Origin of the sequence: Gymnodinialimonas mytili, from assembly GCF_037544085.1 — a bacterium.
GTDB lineage: Bacteria > Pseudomonadota > Alphaproteobacteria > Rhodobacterales > Rhodobacteraceae > Gymnodinialimonas > Gymnodinialimonas mytili.
This window is the reverse complement of the sequence record NZ_JBBIFW010000005.1, coordinates 225,466-242,122: the sequence shown is the minus strand read 5'-3', so window position 1 is coordinate 242,122 and position 16,657 is coordinate 225,466. Positions and strand designations below refer to the sequence as shown.

Below are 16,657 nucleotides of genomic sequence, written 5' to 3'. Positions count from 1 at the left end.
AAAGGGCGGGGCCTGTGCGACACCGGCCCGGATAGATCAGCCGTTGTCGCGCATACGGTCGAGCGTCGTGCGGAAGCGATCCACAATCTCGTCCACGTGGTGACGTTCGGCAATGAATTGCGGCGCGATGATTGCGTTGTCACCTGTAAACTTCACCGACAGACCTTGCCAGAACATCCGCTTCTGCAACTCGGTCCCGCGCATGCCCGGCCCGCCTTCGGCGTGAACCTCGACACCGGCCATCAGGCCAGCCACGCGGATGTCCTTGACCAATTCGTGATCTTTGAGGCCGTCCATCAAGGCGGATTCGAAGTAGGGGATCATCGCATCGGCGCGGGCGATCAGATCTTCTTCGACGATGATATCCATCATCGCGTTGCCGGCCGCGCAGGCCGCCGGGTGGCCGGAATAGGTATAGCCGTGGAAGAACTCGGTCAGGCCGCGCTTGGAGCTGCCGACAACGGTTTCGTAAATGTCATCGCGACAGGCCACCGCGCCCATGGGGATCGAGCCATTGGTCAGTGCCTTGGCCATTGTGATGATGTCGGGCTCCACGCCGTACTTCTGCGCGGCGAAGGCGGTGCCGAGGCGACCGAAGCCGGTGATGACTTCGTCGAAGACCAGCAGGATGCCATATTGGTCGCAGATCTCGCGCAGCCGCTCCAAGTAGCCCTGCGGGGGGGGAAGTGCGCCGGTGGACCCTGCCACGGGCTCGACAAAGACCGCAGCGATGTTGCTGCCGCCATAGGTTTGGGCCATCCGCTCCAGGTCATTGGCCAGTTCGACGCCGTTATGCGCGGACCGCCCGCCGGGGATAAAGGTTTCCGACGGATCATAGGTGTGGCGCAGCATCATGACGCCTGGAACCGTCGCGTGGAAGATGTCGCGGTTCTTGACCATGCCCGACAGGGACACACCGCCGATATTCACGCCGTGATAGGCGCGTTCGCGGCTGACAAACCGAGGGCGGCTTTCGCCGCGCGCATTCCAATAGGCCATCACGATCTTCATGGCCGTGTCGACAGACTCGGACCCTGAATTGGTGAAGAAGACGTGGTTCATCTTCTCGGGCAACATGCGGCTGATCTTCTCGGCCAACGCGAAAGAGCCCGGGTGACCGGCCTGGAACGGCATCACATATGTGTATTCGGTCATTTGCTTGGCGACCGCCTCGGCGATCTTCGGGTGGCAATGCCCGGCGGGTGAGCAAAACAGGCCCGACGAGCCGTCGATCAACTGGCCCCCGCGGTGATCATAGAGATGAACCCCCTCGGCCTTCACCACCAGCCGCGGGTCTTCCTTGAACCCACGATTGTCTGAAAATGGCATCCAATGGGCTTCAAGCGAATTGCTGGCGGCGTCATAGGCCATGGTGGACCTCCCCAAAGGGCGCGCCGAAGCGCGCGGTAAACGATGTGTGAAAATCGCGCCAGCGCGAGAGTCGGAGTAGGGCCAGACTTAACCTTGATTAAGGCCACCGCGGATTGTGGTTTGTGCCAAGTATAGAAGGCCCAAACGCATGGCGCTTGGGCTCAAAAAAGTGGCGAAAAATGAATGGATCAGGCGGTGGTTTGGGCCTGCACAGCCGTCACTGCGATGATATCGATGATATCTTCGGCGGTGCAGCCCCGCGATAGATCGTTTGCCGGTTTGGCAAGGCCTTGAAGAACCGGGCCAATCGCCGTCGCCCCACCAAGGCGTTGCGCAATCTTGTAGCCGATATTGCCCGCGTCGAGATTGGGGAAGATGAAGACGTTCGCCTGACCTTCCAGGGGCGAGCCCTCGGCCTTGCGCGCGGCGACCGATGGCACAAACGCCGCATCGAATTGTAGATCACCGTCGATGATCAGATCCGGCGCCGCCGCGCGGGCAAGCGCTGTCGCCTCGGTCACCTTGTCGACGGCGGGATGTTTCGCGCTGCCTTTTGTGGAAAAGGACAGCATCGCGACACGGGGCGTTTCGTCCAACAGGGCCTGGGCTGACGCGGCGGCTTGTTGTGCGATGCCCGCAAGCTCTGCCGCGTTCGGGTCGATCACCAACCCGCAATCCGAAAAGATCAGGCCCTTTTGCCCGGCCGGATGGGTATCTGGCAGCGACATCAGGAAAAAGCTGGATACCAGCGGGGCGCCTTTGGCTTTGCCGATGACTTGCAAGGCCGCGCGCACGGTGTCTGACGTGGTAAAAACGGCGCCGCCGACGGTGCCATCTGCTAGGCCTTCGCGCACCATCATCGCCGCAAAGACCAGCGGATCGCGGACGGCAGCGGCGGCCTGATCTTCGGTCACACCCTTATGGGCGCGCAGCGCGTGAAAGCTTTTGGCAAACGCGTCGTGAAGATCCGAGGTTTCCGGATCGATCACCGTGACCCCGGGCCCAACGGCCTCGGCGATATCGGGCGTGCCGATCACGGTGATCTTGGCCAGCCCCTGATTTGCGGCGATCCGCGCGGCCTCTTGGACACGCAGATCAAACCCTTCGCTCAGCACAATTTGCTTCCGGTCCGCCGCCGCTCGGGCGGCGATGGCGGCCAGCGGCCCGTGTTTGGGCGCACCCGCCGCCATGTTGCTCATTCCGCTGCGACCTGAGGAACCATGTCGTCCGCCGAGATGCCAGCCACCTCGACCGGCTTCTTCATCGCGTCGCGGCGGAAGGGATCGCCCAGTTCCTGGTTGATCATCGCCTCGATCAGCGTGGTCTTGCCATGCTTCATCTGGTCTTCGATCGCCTTGTTCAGCGCGGCGGTCAACTCGTCCTGGGTGCGGGCCACCACCCCTTCCAGGCCGCAGGCCTTGGCGATGCCGGCATAGGAGACTTCTTCGTCCAGCTCGGTGCCCACGAAGTTGTCGTCAAACCACAGAGTGGAATTCCGCTTTTCAGCGCCCCACTGATAGTTGCGGAAGACGATCTGCGTGATCGGCGGCCATTCGCCACGGCCAATCGCCGTCAGCTCGTTCACCGCGATCCCGAAGGCGCCGTCACCGGCAAAGCCGACAACCGGCACGTTTGGCTGGCCGATCTTGGCGCCCACGATCGCAGGCAGGCCATAGCCGCAGGGGCCGAAGAGGCCAGGGGCCAGGTATTTCCGGCCCTGGTCGAAATCGGGATAGGCGTTGCCGATGGCGCAATTGTTGCCGATATCCGACGAGATGATCGCTTCGCGCGGCAGGGCCTGCTGGATCGCGCGCCACGCCATGCGCGGGCTCATCCAATCGGGTTTCGCGGCGCGGGCGCGCTCGTTCCAGGTGGTGCCCGGATCGTCCTGCTCATGCGTCAGCGAGGTCAGCTCTTGCGCCCAGGCCGATTTCTTCTGGGCGATATTGGCTTTGCGCTCGGTGCGGTTTGCATCACCGGCGGTGTCGCTCAACTGGTTCAGGATGCCGTTGGCAACTTTTGCGGCATCGCCAACGATCCCAACGGTGACCTTCTTGGTCAGGCCGATCCGGTCGGGGTTGATATCGACCTGGATGATCGTGGCATCCTCGGGCCAATAGGTCATGCCATAACCGGGCAGGGTGGAGAACGGGTTCAATCGTGTGCCAAGGCAGAGGACAACGTCGGCCTCTTTGATCAGCTCCATCCCGGCTTTGGAGCCGTTATAGCCAAGCGGACCGGCAAAGAGCGGGTGGTTGCCCGGGAACGCGTCATTGTGCTGGTAGCCCACGCAAACCGGCGCGTCCAAACGCTCGGCCAGGACCTTCGACGCTTCGATGCCGCCTTCCGACAGCACAACGCCCGCGCCGTTCAGGATGACGGGGTTTTTCGCGTTCGACAGGATCTCAGCCGCTTTGGCGACGGAGTTCTCGCCGCCGGACGAGCGTTCGAATTCGATGGGCTCCGGGATGTCGATATCGATCACCTGGGTCCAGAAATCGCGCGGGATGTTCAGCTGCGCGGGGCCGGACAGACGCTTGGCCTGGCTGATCACGCGGGTCAGCACCTCGGCCACGCGGGAGGGGTCGCGCACTTCTTCCTGATAGGCGACCATGTCTTCGAACAGGGCCATCTGCTCCACTTCCTGGAAGCCCCCCTGGCCAATGGTCTTGTTAGCGGCTTGCGGCGTCACCAGCAGTAGCGGCGTGTGGTTCCAGTAGGCGGTTTTGACGGCGGTCACAAAATTTGTGATGCCGGGGCCGTTTTGCGCGATCATCATCGACATCTTGCCGGTGGCGCGGGTATAGCCGTCGGACATGAAGCCGGCCGAACCTTCATGGGCGCAGTCCCAGAACTGAATGCCCGCTTTCGGGAACAGGTCCGAGATCGGCATCATGGCCGAGCCAATAATGCCGAAGGCATGTTCAATGCCGTGGCGTTGCAGCGTTTTGACGAAGGCTTCTTCGGTTGTCATCTTCATGGCGAATCTCCCAGAGGCAGGCGACCCTACGTCCCCGCACTTGCGCATTAATGAGCCTAGAGGTCTCATTTTTGGTAGGGCCAAATTGTTCGACGGATATATCCAGCCGACATATTATTGTATAGCAAAAATATGTAGCGGTGGCTTTTGTGTTGAGAAGGGCGGCCGCCTGATCTCGGATCGCGGCGCTAGAACAGCTCTACTTGGCCACTCGATGCATCTGGCGGTGTCGAGATCGGACGGATGTCCGGCGCGGTTTCGATATAGCTGTGTTCGACAGCCCCTGAATGCGGGTGAAATCGCATTCTGCGGCCACATTTCCCACCCAAATCGCCGCCGCGCAGCCGAAAGCCTTCGGTCTTCACGAATTCGGTTGCGAATTTTGCGTTTGCTGAGCCGATTTTGGTCGAATTGCGCAGCACGTCTGCGCCGCCATATAGCCAAACCTCGAGATTGCGCCGGGATGCGCCCTTGCGCAGCAAAGCGTTCACCAGTTCTTCCATGCTGCGGGCCCCATAGCGCGCGCTGTTGCTATTGGCGGATGGGTCATCGCCGGGCAGCAAAAAGTGGTTCATACCGCCTATTTTCAGGATCGGGTCGCGCATGCAGGCGGCGACGCAAGAGCCGAGAAGAGCAACAAGGACATCGTCGGGCGTTTCCGAAAGCTTCAATTGGCCCTGCATCACATGCAAAGTCCTGGGGTCTGTCACCAAGATCATCGCAGCGTCTCCCTCTGGCGTTTCGCGGCGCGCATGGCCGCCGCTGCAATATGGTTCAACGGCACGACATCACAGACGGCACCTTCTTGATCGGCGACACGCGGCATGCCGTAGATTGTCGACGTTTCGGCATCTTGCGCGATGGTCCAAGCGCCTGCACGGCGGAGCGCCCCCAATCCGGTGGCCCCATCGCGCCCCATCCCTGTCAGCAAAACGCCGATCACATCGGATGCAATTGGGATCAGGCTTTGAAACAGGACATCCACCGATGGTTGATGCCCCGATACCGGGGGACCGGCGCGCAACCGGGTGCGCCGCAATTTTGGATCGACCTCCAGATGCTGCGGCAGACCGGGGGCGAATTGCACCAGGCCCGGCTCCAAATCCATTCTGTGGTCGGCCGCGATCACCTTTGCAGGGCAAATTCCGTCGAGACGGGAGACGACACCATCCAGGAATTCCGGTCGGATATGTTGAACGATGACGGTGGCCGGGCAATTGCTTGGAAACCGTGACAATACTTGTTTCAGCGCTTCAATGCCGCCGGTTGAGGATCCGATGGCGATGATCTTCTGAGGGTCGAGCCCCGTTGTGCGGGTTTCGGGCGGTGCGGGCTTGCGCGGTTCCGCCGCCTTCATGCCCAGCAATCGCGCAATACCCGCCGCATCGATCTGGTCGGGCACAGTAACCAATCGCACGCCAAGAAGTTCGATCAGCGCCTGATACATCGGGAATTCAGCCGCGGCTGTGATGGATTGCGTACAAATCGCGATATCCGGAGGGGTCTCTTCGGTCGGGCTGTAGGCCTCTCCAAGGCTTTGAAAATGCGACATGACCGAAAATCGATGATCGTCTCGCAAAGAGGCGACCATTGCGGATCCATTCGCCCCAAACGACGTGATGACGATGGTTTTCAGCTCATGTCGCTTATGAATGGTCACAGGGCCAACCGCCTTCGATCTTCGCGCCTTGTGATCGCTGCCACGGTTGGGTCGCGTGATCACAGGTCTGCCGGGTCTGCTCTATCGCTGACAGGTTAACAAATCGTGCGGCGGCGGCATGAATTCGGCTCAACGGCGCGGCCAGATTTTGCGCGTGACGTTAACTTGCGATTCAAGTTTGGGCCTTAATCCAGAGGCTATCCGACCGGTTGGGTGCCGCTTTCACCGACCGGATCCAAATCCGCGTCCCGATGTGGGGCAGGGCGCGGGTGATCATGAGACGTGGACCGCTGAAATAGTGAAGTGAGCGATGCGATGACACACACCTATGCTTTACCCCAGCATCTCGATAGCGCCGCTGCCCCGCCACTTGCATTCGATTTGTTGAGCCTGCGCGGCAAATCCATCGCGGTGGATGGAAGCCAGGTTGATTTCGCAGGCGCGTTGGGTCTGCAGGTGCTGATTTCGGCCAAGGCCCAATGGGCTGAAGACGGCATTGAATATGCGCTTACGCCCGTGAGCGCAGCGTTGGACAAGGCCTGTAATGGACTTGGCGTGGCTCCGCACCAGATTGGCGCGGCCCATGACGATATGTCCGAAGGGGAGCCTGATCGATGAGCTTGTCTATCCTCGCCATTGATGATTCTCGGACGATGCGCAACCTGTTGAGTGCCGCCTTGGGGCGCGCTGGATATGAAGTGGCGCTGGCCGAAGACGGCGCAGAGGGGCTTGAGCGATTTGCCCAAACTGACCCGGACGTCGTGATCACCGATATCAACATGCCAAATCTCGATGGTTTCGGGTTTATCGAGGGCGCACGGGCGCTGACCCGGAATCGGGTTGTGCCGATCCTCGTGCTGACCACCGAAAGTGCGCCTGAACTGCGCGCGCGCGCACGCGCTGCAGGGGCCACAGGTTGGATTGTGAAGCCCTTCGACGATGAAAAATTGGTTTGGGCGATCGAACGTGTGGCACCGACGGGGCAAACCGCATGAGTGGCGGCACCGATGAATTCCGCGCCTCCTTTTTTGAGGAATGCGAGGATCTGCTGGAAGCGATGCATGACGGCTTTGGCCTCATGCAAAACGGCGATGGCGATGATGAAACGATCCATGTGATCTTTCGCGCAGTCCATTCCGTCAAAGGCGGTGCAGGCGCATTCGGCTTGGATGATCTGGTTGGATTTGCGCATCATTTTGAAACTGCACTGGACATGGTGCGTGCTGGCAAAGCGCAACCGGATCCCGATCTTTTGTCGCTGTTTCAGCAATGCGGCGATCACCTGTCTGATTTGGTATCGGCTGCGCGAGATGAGGCCACCATCGATGCCAGCGACTCCGCGTCCTTGACCGCGCGTTTGGATGAGGTGATCGGTGCAAATGGTGCCGGCGACGAAGGTGTTTCCGACGCAGCGGAGAATTTCGAGCCGATGTCGCTCGATTTGGACGCGATGTTCGATATCGCCGATCCGTCAAAGCCGACCGCTACCGGCCATCAGATTTCGTTTGTGGCCGAACCGGAGCTTTTCACCAGCGGAAATGAGCCCGCGCTACTCTTCCGTGCGTTGGAGCGTTTTGGACAGGCAGAGGTTGTGGCAAACTCTGACGACGTACCTCCACTCTCCGCATTAGATCCGACGACTGCGTTTATGTCGTGGGATATTCGGATCGACACTGACGCAGCCGAGGATGTGTTGCGGGACGTGTTTGATTTCGTTTCTGACTGTGCACAGATTGAATTCAAACCGCTTTATGCAGATCGCCAAGCGGACCTGATCTCTTCTTTGGGCTTTGGCCCAGGCGTGCCGGAGATGGCACCGGAAGAGGTTACAGCTGCCTCGGAAGAGGGTGCCCCGGCCGAAGACGTTTTGGCGCTCTCCGATGAAACCGATGTGCACGATCACGATCCTACATCACCGGCCGAACCAACGCGTAGCCAAGCGGATGCGCATGCTCAGACGGAGAAATCCACGCCCAAGACGCCTATGCCGCAAACGATCCGCGTGGACTTTGAACGGGTCGACAAGCTTATCAATCTGGTGGGTGAACTGGTGATCAAGGAGGCGATGCTGTCGCAATCGGTCGCGTCTCTGGATCTGGCGACCGGCAGCGATGTCTTGTTGGAACTCGAAAGCCTCAAACAACTCGCTGGAGAAATCCAGGAGGGGGTGATGTCGATCCGCGCCCAGCCGATCAAACCGCTGTTTCAACGGATGGCGCGCACCATCCGCGATGCCAGCTCGATGACTGGCAAGCGGGTGAAACTGGTGATGAAGGGCGAAACCGCCGAGGTTGATAAAACCGTGCTCGAGCGGCTGGTTGATCCGCTGACGCATATGGTGCGCAATGCGGTCGATCACGGTCTGGAAGATCGTGAGACGCGCCTTGCCGCCGGCAAGCCCGCCGAAGGTACGGTGACGCTCTCGGCCGCGCACCGATCTGGCCGTGTTGTCATCGAAATCTCCGATGATGGCGGTGGGATTGACCGCGACCGCGTGCGCCAGATCGCAGAGAGCAAGGGCCTGATTTCACCGGACGCTGTGCTGACCCCATCGGAAGTTGACGGGCTGCTATTCCGCCCTGGTTTTTCGTCGAAGGAAGAGGTGTCCGAATTGTCAGGGCGCGGTGTCGGTTTGGATGTCGCGAAAAGCGAAATCGTGGCACTTGGCGGGCGCCTGACAATACAATCTGAGCCCGGGAAAGGGTCGGTGTTCTCGATCAGTCTGCCGCTGACCTTGGCGGTCCTAGAGGGGATGGTCGTGGACGTCGCCGGCCAAACAATGGTCGTGCCGATCACCGCGATCCACGAAACGTTGCAACCAGCGACGGCAAAAATCCATACGATCGGGTCGGGTGGCCACGTTCTATCGATCCGCGACACATTGGTCCCCATCGCAGATCTCGGCGCGATCTTCGGGTTCAGAGACCCTCCAGCCGAATTGGACGACCACGTTCTGCTGATAATTGAGACGGAGACCGAGCGGCGATGTGCGCTCATCGTCGATGCTCTGCAGGATCAACGGCAGGTCGTCATCAAGAGCCTTGAGACAAATTACACAAGCATCGATGGCGTCGCGGCGGCGACCATCCTTGGCGACGGACGCATCGCTCTTATCGTCGACCCCGAAGGTGTGGCCGGTGGCATCGCACCTGCGCCTGGCTCTGTTGATGAAACTCTCTCTCACCAAAACAGCGGAGGCGACTTTGTCACAGCCTGATGCAAAACCCGACCCGTCCGACCAAGAGGTTGTGGCGTTCCGCGTTGCAGGACAGGATTTCTGCTTTGACATCATGTCGGTGCGCGAGATCCGCGGTTGGACCCAGACCACGACGCTTCCCCATGCGCAAAGCTATGTAAAAGGCGTGATCAATCTGCGTGGAAATGTTGTGCCCGTGGTTGACCTCGCTGATCGTCTGGGTTTTGGCGCGACGGACCCTTCCGAGCGTCATGTGATTATCATCGCTGTCGTAGAGGGGCAGACGATCGGTCTGCTTGCCGATGTCGTATCCGATATCTTATCGGTTCAAAATGATGCCATGCATCCGGTGCCGGATATGGTCTCTGATCGCGTAAAAGCGTTTATTTCAGGCGTTTTGCTCGTGGACGAACGTATGATCCGCAAACTGGACCTGTCGCGCGTGGTCCCGGCATCCGGCGTTGAGGCAGCCTGATGCACGCGATGGCGGCCGACGACCACGACGAAACGCAGTCGGGCCTGGAGATCGGGCAAGAGGCATTTACGGCGCTTGCGGATCATCTGCAGGCGGCAACGGGCATCGTCTTGTCCGAAGCGAAGAAAGGCTTGGCGGTCTCACGACTGAGCCGTCGGCTTCGCGCACTCAACTTGCCGGATTTCGACGCGTATTGCGCCTTGCTGACCGGCCCTGACGGCGCGACCGAACTGGAAGAGATGATCCTTCTTCTCACGACCAACGTGACGCGGTTCTTCCGGGAAATGCATCATTTTGAGGCGTTGAAAAACGACATCCTGCCTGGACTTCTTGATCGGGCGAGGAAGGGTGGGCGCGTGCGCATCTGGTCAGCGGGATGCTCTTCGGGCGAGGAGGCTTATTCGATCGCAATGTCGGTTTTCGCAGCCGGTTCCGATGCGGGTCGTCTCGATATTCGGATATTGGCCACGGATATCGATCGCAACATGATCGCAAAGGGGCGGTTGGGATGCTACCGGCTGGACGCTGACGACATCGCCCGCCAACCGTCCCTCGGAAAAGACTTACTGCCCAAAGCCGGATCGGCGCATGAATATGAAGTGTCGGATCGCCTCCGCGAAATGGTGCAATTTGGCGAGTTGAATCTCACCAAGCAATGGCCAATGCAGGGAAAATTCGACGTTATCTTCTGCCGCAACGTGGTGATTTATTTCTCGCCAGAAACGCAGCGCAGGCTATGGCCCAGATTTGCAGCCGCTCTACAGCCTGGCGGACAATTGATGATTGGCCATTCCGAGCGTGTCACCGGACCAGCAATCAAGGTGCTGCGGTCTAACGGCGTGACGCAATATCAACATCATCCTAAGTGAGGACGAAAATGAGCACGAAAGACATGTTGCGTGTTTTGGTCGTCGACGACATGTCGACGAGCCGTGGCTTGATTATCCAAGCGCTCGAATGGATGGGGATAGGCTCTATTGACCATTGTGCAGATGGTCAAACCGCGTTGCGAAAACTCTCGACGGCGCCCGTACATATGGTGATTTCGGACTATAACATGCCCGGCATGGATGGGTTGAAGCTTCTTGAGACGCTCAGGGGACATGGCCCCACGCAGCGTATGGGATTTATCCTCATCACCGGGACCACCGACGCCTCGGTCATTGAGCGCGGCAAGCAGTTGGGAATGAATAATTTTCTCAAGAAGCCGTTTTCTCCCACAGCGCTGAAATCCTGTATCGAACGCGTCGTAGGTCCGCTGTGATGGAGGGCAGTCCAAAGATGTCGAACCACATCGCAAGTGTGGATGACGAGATTTCGGTCTCGGAGTTTTTGAAGCATATCGCCGAGGAAACCCTGCACCTTGCCGCGTTGACGGAGCGGCTGGATCAAACCCTCGGAGCAATAGATGAAAAGGCCATAGACGCTGACGCCGATTTCAGCGCCGCTTTGCAAAATATGGACTATGTCCGACAAGGGGTGCGCGCAGTTGGGGTTCTGACAAAAAACCTCTCTGCTTGTTTGGAGGCGCAACCCGACGCCGTGGTCTCCCGCGCGACTGTAAGTGCCGGGGTCGGGCCGAAAAACATTTTGGACAATTGCCTTTTGGGACCCGAAGCGATGCGCCCTACGCCCAACATATCCCTCCCCAAGGCGGTGCCTGGAGATTTTATCGAGTTTTAGACATGTAACGGGTCAGGTAATTGACCCTATCCTCAGGTCGATGTGCCTTGAGTGCGCGGCGGGATTGGATCGGTATGTGTCGCCTCCGCACTGGCGGGGTCGTTGCCGATATGTCGAAGGACGGGACGAACATTTGTCGCTTGACCGGAGGCGAGCATCACCTCGGCAAGCAGCGTCCGTAGTGCTTGATCTTTTGGGTGTCTTTCAATCGCGGTCACCAATATGGCGCGTGCGGCACCCTCATCATTCCGGGCGATCGCGATACGCGCCTTCGCAATCGTCAGATCCACAGGCCGGATGGAAGTCAGCGGGGTTGGCCCCTGCGCGTTTTCCTCCGCTTCAGAGACAATGGAGCGCGCCAGAGCAAACTCGGACCGTTCCAAGGCGCGGGCGAGATTGAGCTGAAACTGATCGAGCGGCGACCCAACCGGCATATCAGTTGGTGCATCCTGCGGGGAGGGCGTCAGCGCGGACGGGGCGGAGCCGGGTGGCCCTTTCCGCATGCCGGAGCGATTGTCATCAAACATGCCGACTGATTTGCTAGCCATTGCCACTTCCCTCATTTCTCACACTGATTCACATCGCCCGGATGCGTACCGCAATTGCCTCCGCGCATTATGGAAATGTAACCAAAAACGCGGTTAAGACTTGGTTAATTTATACATGTCTCTTAGCATCTTGCGATCAAGTAGTGACAGTTTCGATCACGTTCGGGATGTCGTGCCAAATATGGGCGCAGATTCATGATGCTTTCGTTGCGTCATGCTCGCATTTGTTGCAACAGTACCGCTGCCCCACTTTGTGCCGCCACTTCACGACACCCACTGGCGCTGTCCGATCGATTACCGGAGACCATATTCGTTGTTTTATTTTAAACCATCTGTCATGCACCTTAGCTTTTTGGCAACGTGCGTTTTTTCGCTTGTCAGCCATACACCAGCCCACGCTCAAGGGATCGCGCCACCTGACCCTGAGGTTGTGGCCGACCAACTGGCGCAACTGGGCTCAAACGTACCCGGTTCCATCTTTGCCATGCAGCCGTTTCGCAACGCGCAAAGCCTGACCGGTGCCGATGGCACCAGTTTCACTCTGACTTCGATGAACCCGTATGTGAATTCCTGGTTTGTGCTGGAGATCGCACAGGCGAACGGTCGCGCACGTACCGTTCATTTCGAGAATGCCGATCCAGATACGTGGGACATCTCTCTGATCGACGAAGATGGTCCGGCGCTTCTGATCGAGGGGGAGGGGGACAGCTTTGCCTGTGCCCCTTGGGATGATGGCGAGTTGGACGACGTGCAAAGCGCGTCTTTGCCCTTTGCACCGGTCTGTGATTGGAGCCTGTTTGTGCGCAATCCGGTCAGCGGCAACCGCACGACGCGGGAAGCTGTGGCCGAGTTCCTGCGCGAAAACGTCGTATTCGGCGATTCCATCGTGAACCTGATCAAAGGCGCCTTTTTCGAGGATGCCTTCATGGTCTCCTCGGAGGGTGAAGAAGAACTTGAGGAGATCGATGGCGTCCAGTTGCTGGGCAATGCCCGCCTGGATCGCGCGCCGAATATGCGGCCCTATATGGGCTTCGAATTGCTGGGCACCGATGCGGGCGCCATGACCGCGGGCGCCTGGTACGAGGTCGATGAAGCGCCCGGGATCTACGCCAGCGTCATGCAGCCTGGCATGATCTCCTCGGACGTTTTCCAAGTGCCCGGGGCGAACCGGCTTGATGGTGTCGAAAGCCGGGCCGATGTGTACCTCGTTGCCTTCGATATGGCGCGGTTCGACATCGGATATGAGCTTGGCACGGATCACCCGGCTTTGGGATGGTCATCGCGTCCGTCTAACCGGCATGGTCAAGGCAGCGGGCCCGATGGGTTTAGTCGGCCTGATCCGCTGGTGCGCACGGGCATGCTTAACCCAACCTTTGTCGAACGCCTCGCGGCGACCTTTACCGGTGGCTTCAAACGCGACCACGGTGCGTGGCGTTTCGGGGATTATGCGACGTTCAACTACGGCCATCACTACGGCTTCATGCAGAACGGCACCATCATCTCGCGCCTCTGGCCGAACCTGGCGACGCTTTACATGACCCATGACGGCGAGGTGTCGATGCGCACCTGGTCGGAAGAAGATGTCGATTTGTTGCCTGACTTGGTCTTTGCGCGCCAAAATGGCGTCTCGATTGTCGAAAACGGTGTGCCTGGCCCGCGCGTGACGTCCTGGGGCGGTGGCAATTGGTCGGGCTCGGCCAATGCGGATTTGCGCACGCTGCGCGGTGGCGCCTGTATCCGCGAGGTCGAGGGCCGCCAATTCCTGATCTACGCCTATTTCTCGACGGCCACGCCGTCCGCTATGGCGCGGACCTTCCAGGCCTATGATTGCGATTATGCGATGCTTCTGGACATGAACAGCCAGGAACACACCTACATGGCGCTGTATGTGCATGATGAAGACGGGGAAGACATGGATGTGCAGCACCTGGTCTCTGGCATGGCCGAAGCCGATCCGCGGGGCAATGCGGGCCCCTTGCCGCGTTTCATCAGCGCGCCGGACAATCGTGATTTCTTTTATCTACTGCGGAGGCAATAATGGCATTGGGGCAGACATTTAAGGCAGCGCTGGCGGCGGCTGTGCTGGCCGTAACGGGCGGCGCGGTCAGCGCGCAAAGCCTGGCGGAACGCAATGAGTTGCTGTTCCAGCAACTGCGCGAGATCCGCGGCCTGTCGAATTCCGAGATCAACCGCGTCCGCGAGATCTTCGCCAATTCGCCCAATGGTTGGATGGGGCAGGGCAACCCGTTGGTCACGCAGCATCCGCTGACGCCGGAAGAGGCCGCCGCCCGCGTCGGTGGCTCGGTCGCGCAGGTCCAGGCCAGCTATCGCAACCGCGAATATGAACGGATTTGCGGCGGGCCTTACATGGTGCCGCTCTACGATCCGCAGACCCAATCGCCACGCGATGCCACGGTCTGCGCGGATATGTTTGAATATCCTAATATCCCTATGGTCTATCCCGTGGTTTGGGTGCGCGCCAATGAGGCGGCTGCGCTTTGTGCCGCGGAAGGCGGGCGGATCGGCGATGCCCATGAATGGGAAGGCGCCGCGGCGGGCCAGTTGCTGCCTCCGGATTACCCGTTCGACATGATCCGCGGGATGAGCGGCTCTGCCGCCGTGAACACGATGCGGAACTGGCACAACAATAACTACGCCAGCACCCGTGGGACCTATTCGATTGGCGCCTGGCAATCGGGTGTCTGCGCAACGGGTTCGTTCAAGAATGCCTCCTGCAATGGCGGCAGCTTCACGGGGTGTGGGTCGAACACCTATCCCGCCGGTAGCTTCCCGCAATGCCGCTCACCCCTGGGAGTCTATGATATCGACGGCAACGCGGCCGAGCATATGAACCTGCCGCTGTCCGAGGATCAGATGGCCTCGCGCGGGTCCACCACTTTGGGTGTGACGGAGATGAAGGGGTCGTGGTTCATCTGGGACACGATCCGGGCCCATGAGCATTGGGCCCGGTGGCGGGCGCCGTTCTGGCACGGCACGCGCGTGCTGAGCGAAGGCAGCCACCGCAACTATCATCTCGGGTTCCGCTGCTTCCGCGACGTTCGCTGATCCGGCCTTCTCACTCACAAAAACGGCGCCCATTGCGGCGCCGTTTTTCGTTTCTGGACAGGTGGTTGCCGCTCTGCGTTAAAGCGATGCCATCCGAACGGTTGCACCGCTGAGCGCGCCGTCTGAGTTTAGGAAGGCGGCGTAACGCTCATCCGTCAGAAGCTCGCGCAGATCGACCGCGCGACCATCGACAAAGGCGGTGCGGCTGACCAGGCGAATGCCGTGGCTGTAATCGGCATAATAGGCGCCATGCACGGTCGACAGCGGCTGGATCGGATTGCCGTTGGTGCGATGCCAGCCATAGATCGCGACGCGACCCGGATTGCGCCCCAGGCGGTTGGCAATCACCAGATCCTTTTTGTGGCCCGCGACCAACTGCCCATCACGGGCGCCCGCGCGGGCAAATTGCCCATCGAGTGTCTCGTCATGGCGCACGAAGTAATTGGTCGACGACATCGAAGATCCGGGTGTCATCGGCGAGGGGGCGATGCGCACATCCGCCTGCCGGTAGATCGCGTCGACCATACTGGTCGTGGGCAGCATCATATCGAACGATTCAGCGACCCGAAGTGCCGCGGGAAGGCCCAGGGGCACACGCACATTGTCGGTGTCGGACCCGATCGCCAGATAATCTGGCGTCACGCAGATCGTCACTTCGGTCGTACGCCCGCCGACGGTGCCCCGCAGCGTAACCGGATGAAGCGCCCGAATATGGCTGGGTACGTTTCCGGCTAGTGCCTGTTGCACCAGGCGGTCATCGCGCGATCCGCCGGAGCCGTTTCCGATCGCGGCCATCACCGCGGACCCGCCGGAGGCTCCGCCGGGGCGCCGCGGGATTGCGCGGGCCAGGCGCGCCGAGCACTCGCCATTCGCCGCATTGCCACCGAACAATCCGCCACGGGGTGTTGGCAAAACACCTCCCAAGCCGGTCGCGCCCGGGGCATCGGCTCGTGCGACCTCAATGGTATTGGGGTCGGCGGCCACACGCACGACCAGGTTGTCAGGCCGAAGCGAGGGGCGGGGGCTGATCGCGGCCAGCAAGGCGGAGGTTTGCGGCCCATTCTCATCGGGCCAGGCGGGTGAGGTAATGGCGCCCGGGCGCGTGGTTGGGCGGGGAAGCGACGCGGCCCGCAATGGGGACATGCCGCGCGCCATCACGACCACTTCCAGGTCTCCGGATGCGGATGGGCGCGGCACCGGCATGACCGGAGGGCGCCCTTGCACGATTTGCACGGAAGCGGGTTGCGCCGTGGGCTCGGTCTGTACGGTCTGTCCGCCAAGCGCGGGTGCGGTCCGGCCTGCTGGCGCGGTATCTGTCGGGGCCGACAATGCCAGTTCGATGTCACCTTCGAAACTGGGCCAAATGCGCGGCGCAATCTCACGATCCGTATCTGCGCGTTGCCGGGCGGGGATATGCGTCGCGGATGCCGCAGCGTGAAACGCCGCGTTGCGCGCATCAACGGCGTTGGACATCACAACGTAGCTTGCGCCCAGGGTCGCCACGGATGTCGCGAAGACAACCGCCAATACCCCATTCGGATTTTGTAAGAAGCCGCTAAATGTCCATGCGGATGTATCTGTCCCACGCGCAACGTTCTGCGCGGCGTCTGTCCCATTCATATGGAAACACTGCCCCTTTTGGCCGTCACGCGGTGCCCGCCGCGCTTACTGTCCCTAA

General features: G+C 60.1%; 16 protein-coding genes. 9 read left to right on the top strand and 7 right to left on the bottom strand.

Going from position 1 to position 16,657, the window contains the following annotated elements:
- Positions 1–36: 36 nt before the first annotated feature.
- From aptA to V8J82_RS19345, 5 genes are all read right to left on the bottom strand, one after another.
- Entirely contained in the window at positions 37–1,371 is a 1,335-nt protein-coding gene (gene aptA / locus V8J82_RS19365) for an omega-aminotransferase AptA (RefSeq protein ID WP_339977749.1), read from the bottom strand.
- A 188-nt stretch (positions 1,372–1,559) separates the two neighbouring features.
- Positions 1,560–2,570, bottom strand: coding sequence for a phosphate acetyltransferase (gene pta / locus V8J82_RS19360; RefSeq protein WP_439650088.1), 1,011 nt, complete (start codon positions 2,568–2,570; stop codon positions 1,560–1,562).
- Positions 2,567–4,351: a sulfoacetaldehyde acetyltransferase gene (gene xsc / locus V8J82_RS19355; RefSeq protein ID WP_339977747.1), complete on the bottom strand. Its 1,785-nt coding sequence runs from the start codon at positions 4,349–4,351 to the stop codon at positions 2,567–2,569. The genes pta and xsc overlap by 4 nt, the downstream gene beginning before the upstream one ends.
- Before the next feature lie 188 nt (positions 4,352–4,539).
- Positions 4,540–5,070 (bottom strand): chemotaxis protein CheD, encoded by a 531-nt coding sequence (locus V8J82_RS19350; RefSeq protein WP_339977745.1) that lies wholly within the window; start codon positions 5,068–5,070, stop codon positions 4,540–4,542.
- Positions 5,067–6,011 carry a CheB methylesterase domain-containing protein gene (locus V8J82_RS19345; protein WP_339977743.1) on the bottom strand — a complete coding sequence of 315 codons (945 nt, stop codon included), beginning with the start codon at positions 6,009–6,011 and terminating at the stop codon, positions 5,067–5,069. The genes V8J82_RS19350 and V8J82_RS19345 overlap by 4 nt, the downstream gene beginning before the upstream one ends.
- A gap of 315 nt (positions 6,012–6,326) precedes the next feature.
- Here V8J82_RS19345 and V8J82_RS19340 point away from each other — a divergent pair, with 315 nt between their 5' ends.
- The 7 genes from V8J82_RS19340 to V8J82_RS19310 are packed head-to-tail and all read left to right on the top strand — an operon-like array spanning position 6,327 to position 11,365.
- Positions 6,327–6,629, top strand: a complete 303-nt coding sequence (locus V8J82_RS19340) for an STAS domain-containing protein (RefSeq protein WP_339977741.1) — start codon at positions 6,327–6,329, stop codon at positions 6,627–6,629.
- Entirely contained in the window at positions 6,626–7,006 is a 381-nt protein-coding gene (locus tag V8J82_RS19335; protein WP_339977739.1) for a response regulator, read from the top strand. The genes V8J82_RS19340 and V8J82_RS19335 overlap by 4 nt, the downstream gene beginning before the upstream one ends.
- Complete coding sequence (locus V8J82_RS19330) at positions 7,003–9,228, top strand: chemotaxis protein CheA (RefSeq protein WP_339977737.1); 2,226 nt, start codon at positions 7,003–7,005, stop codon at positions 9,226–9,228. Before V8J82_RS19335 ends, V8J82_RS19330 begins: the two co-directional genes overlap by 4 nt.
- Positions 9,215–9,682, top strand: a complete 468-nt coding sequence (locus V8J82_RS19325) for a chemotaxis protein CheW (RefSeq protein ID WP_339977735.1) — start codon at positions 9,215–9,217, stop codon at positions 9,680–9,682. The genes V8J82_RS19330 and V8J82_RS19325 overlap by 14 nt, the downstream gene beginning before the upstream one ends.
- 8 nt (positions 9,683–9,690) lie before the next feature.
- Complete coding sequence (locus V8J82_RS19320; protein ID WP_339977733.1) at positions 9,691–10,551, top strand: CheR family methyltransferase; 861 nt, start codon at positions 9,691–9,693, stop codon at positions 10,549–10,551.
- An 8-nt stretch (positions 10,552–10,559) separates the two neighbouring features.
- On the top strand, positions 10,560–10,946 hold the full coding sequence (locus V8J82_RS19315; protein ID WP_339977731.1) for a response regulator: 387 nt from the start codon (positions 10,560–10,562) through the stop codon (positions 10,944–10,946).
- Between the two features lie 17 nt (positions 10,947–10,963).
- Positions 10,964–11,365, top strand: coding sequence for a DUF8776 family protein (locus V8J82_RS19310; RefSeq protein WP_339977729.1), 402 nt, complete (start codon positions 10,964–10,966; stop codon positions 11,363–11,365).
- Between the two features lie 32 nt (positions 11,366–11,397).
- Here the strand turns inward: V8J82_RS19310 and V8J82_RS19305 are convergent, their stop codons facing one another.
- Positions 11,398–11,913 (bottom strand): tetratricopeptide repeat protein, encoded by a 516-nt coding sequence (locus V8J82_RS19305; RefSeq protein ID WP_339977727.1) that lies wholly within the window; start codon positions 11,911–11,913, stop codon positions 11,398–11,400.
- Between the two features lie 430 nt (positions 11,914–12,343).
- On the opposite strand from V8J82_RS19305, the gene V8J82_RS19300 reads away from it, so the two are divergent.
- Together V8J82_RS19300 and V8J82_RS19295 are read left to right on the top strand one after the other, a co-directional pair.
- A complete protein-coding gene (locus tag V8J82_RS19300) occupies positions 12,344–13,951 on the top strand; it encodes a hypothetical protein (protein WP_339977725.1) in 1,608 nt (535 codons plus the stop codon).
- Entirely contained in the window at positions 13,951–14,979 is a 1,029-nt protein-coding gene (locus V8J82_RS19295; protein WP_339977723.1) for an SUMF1/EgtB/PvdO family nonheme iron enzyme, read from the top strand. The genes V8J82_RS19300 and V8J82_RS19295 overlap by 1 nt, the downstream gene beginning before the upstream one ends.
- A 78-nt stretch (positions 14,980–15,057) precedes the next feature.
- On the opposite strand, the gene V8J82_RS19290 is transcribed toward V8J82_RS19295, so the two are convergent.
- Entirely contained in the window at positions 15,058–16,599 is a 1,542-nt protein-coding gene (locus V8J82_RS19290) for a hypothetical protein (protein WP_339977721.1), read from the bottom strand.
- Between the last annotated feature and the right edge of the window lie 58 nt (positions 16,600–16,657).

What these genes read in the sequence shown, in the direction of transcription:
- xsc (WP_339977747.1), bottom strand. Translation starts at nt 4,351, where the DNA reads ATGAAGATGACAACCGAAGAAGCCTTCGTCAAAACGCTGCAACGCCAC.
- V8J82_RS19350 (WP_339977745.1), bottom strand. Translation starts at nt 5,070, where the DNA reads ATGATCTTGGTGACAGACCCCAGGACTTTGCATGTGATGCAGGGCCAA.
- pta (WP_439650088.1), bottom strand. Translation starts at nt 2,570, where the DNA reads ATGAGCAACATGGCGGCGGGTGCGCCCAAACACGGGCCGCTGGCCGCC.
- V8J82_RS19295 (WP_339977723.1), top strand. Translation starts at nt 13,951, where the DNA reads ATGGCATTGGGGCAGACATTTAAGGCAGCGCTGGCGGCGGCTGTGCTG.
- V8J82_RS19315 (WP_339977731.1), top strand. Translation starts at nt 10,560, where the DNA reads ATGAGCACGAAAGACATGTTGCGTGTTTTGGTCGTCGACGACATGTCG.
- V8J82_RS19330 (WP_339977737.1), top strand. Translation starts at nt 7,003, where the DNA reads ATGAGTGGCGGCACCGATGAATTCCGCGCCTCCTTTTTTGAGGAATGC.
- V8J82_RS19320 (WP_339977733.1), top strand. Translation starts at nt 9,691, where the DNA reads ATGGCGGCCGACGACCACGACGAAACGCAGTCGGGCCTGGAGATCGGG.
- V8J82_RS19310 (WP_339977729.1), top strand. Translation starts at nt 10,964, where the DNA reads ATGTCGAACCACATCGCAAGTGTGGATGACGAGATTTCGGTCTCGGAG.
- V8J82_RS19340 (WP_339977741.1), top strand. Translation starts at nt 6,327, where the DNA reads ATGACACACACCTATGCTTTACCCCAGCATCTCGATAGCGCCGCTGCC.
- aptA (WP_339977749.1), bottom strand. Translation starts at nt 1,371, where the DNA reads ATGGCCTATGACGCCGCCAGCAATTCGCTTGAAGCCCATTGGATGCCA.
- V8J82_RS19305 (WP_339977727.1), bottom strand. Translation starts at nt 11,913, where the DNA reads ATGGCTAGCAAATCAGTCGGCATGTTTGATGACAATCGCTCCGGCATG.
- V8J82_RS19290 (WP_339977721.1), bottom strand. Translation starts at nt 16,599, where the DNA reads ATGAATGGGACAGACGCCGCGCAGAACGTTGCGCGTGGGACAGATACA.
- V8J82_RS19335 (WP_339977739.1), top strand. Translation starts at nt 6,626, where the DNA reads ATGAGCTTGTCTATCCTCGCCATTGATGATTCTCGGACGATGCGCAAC.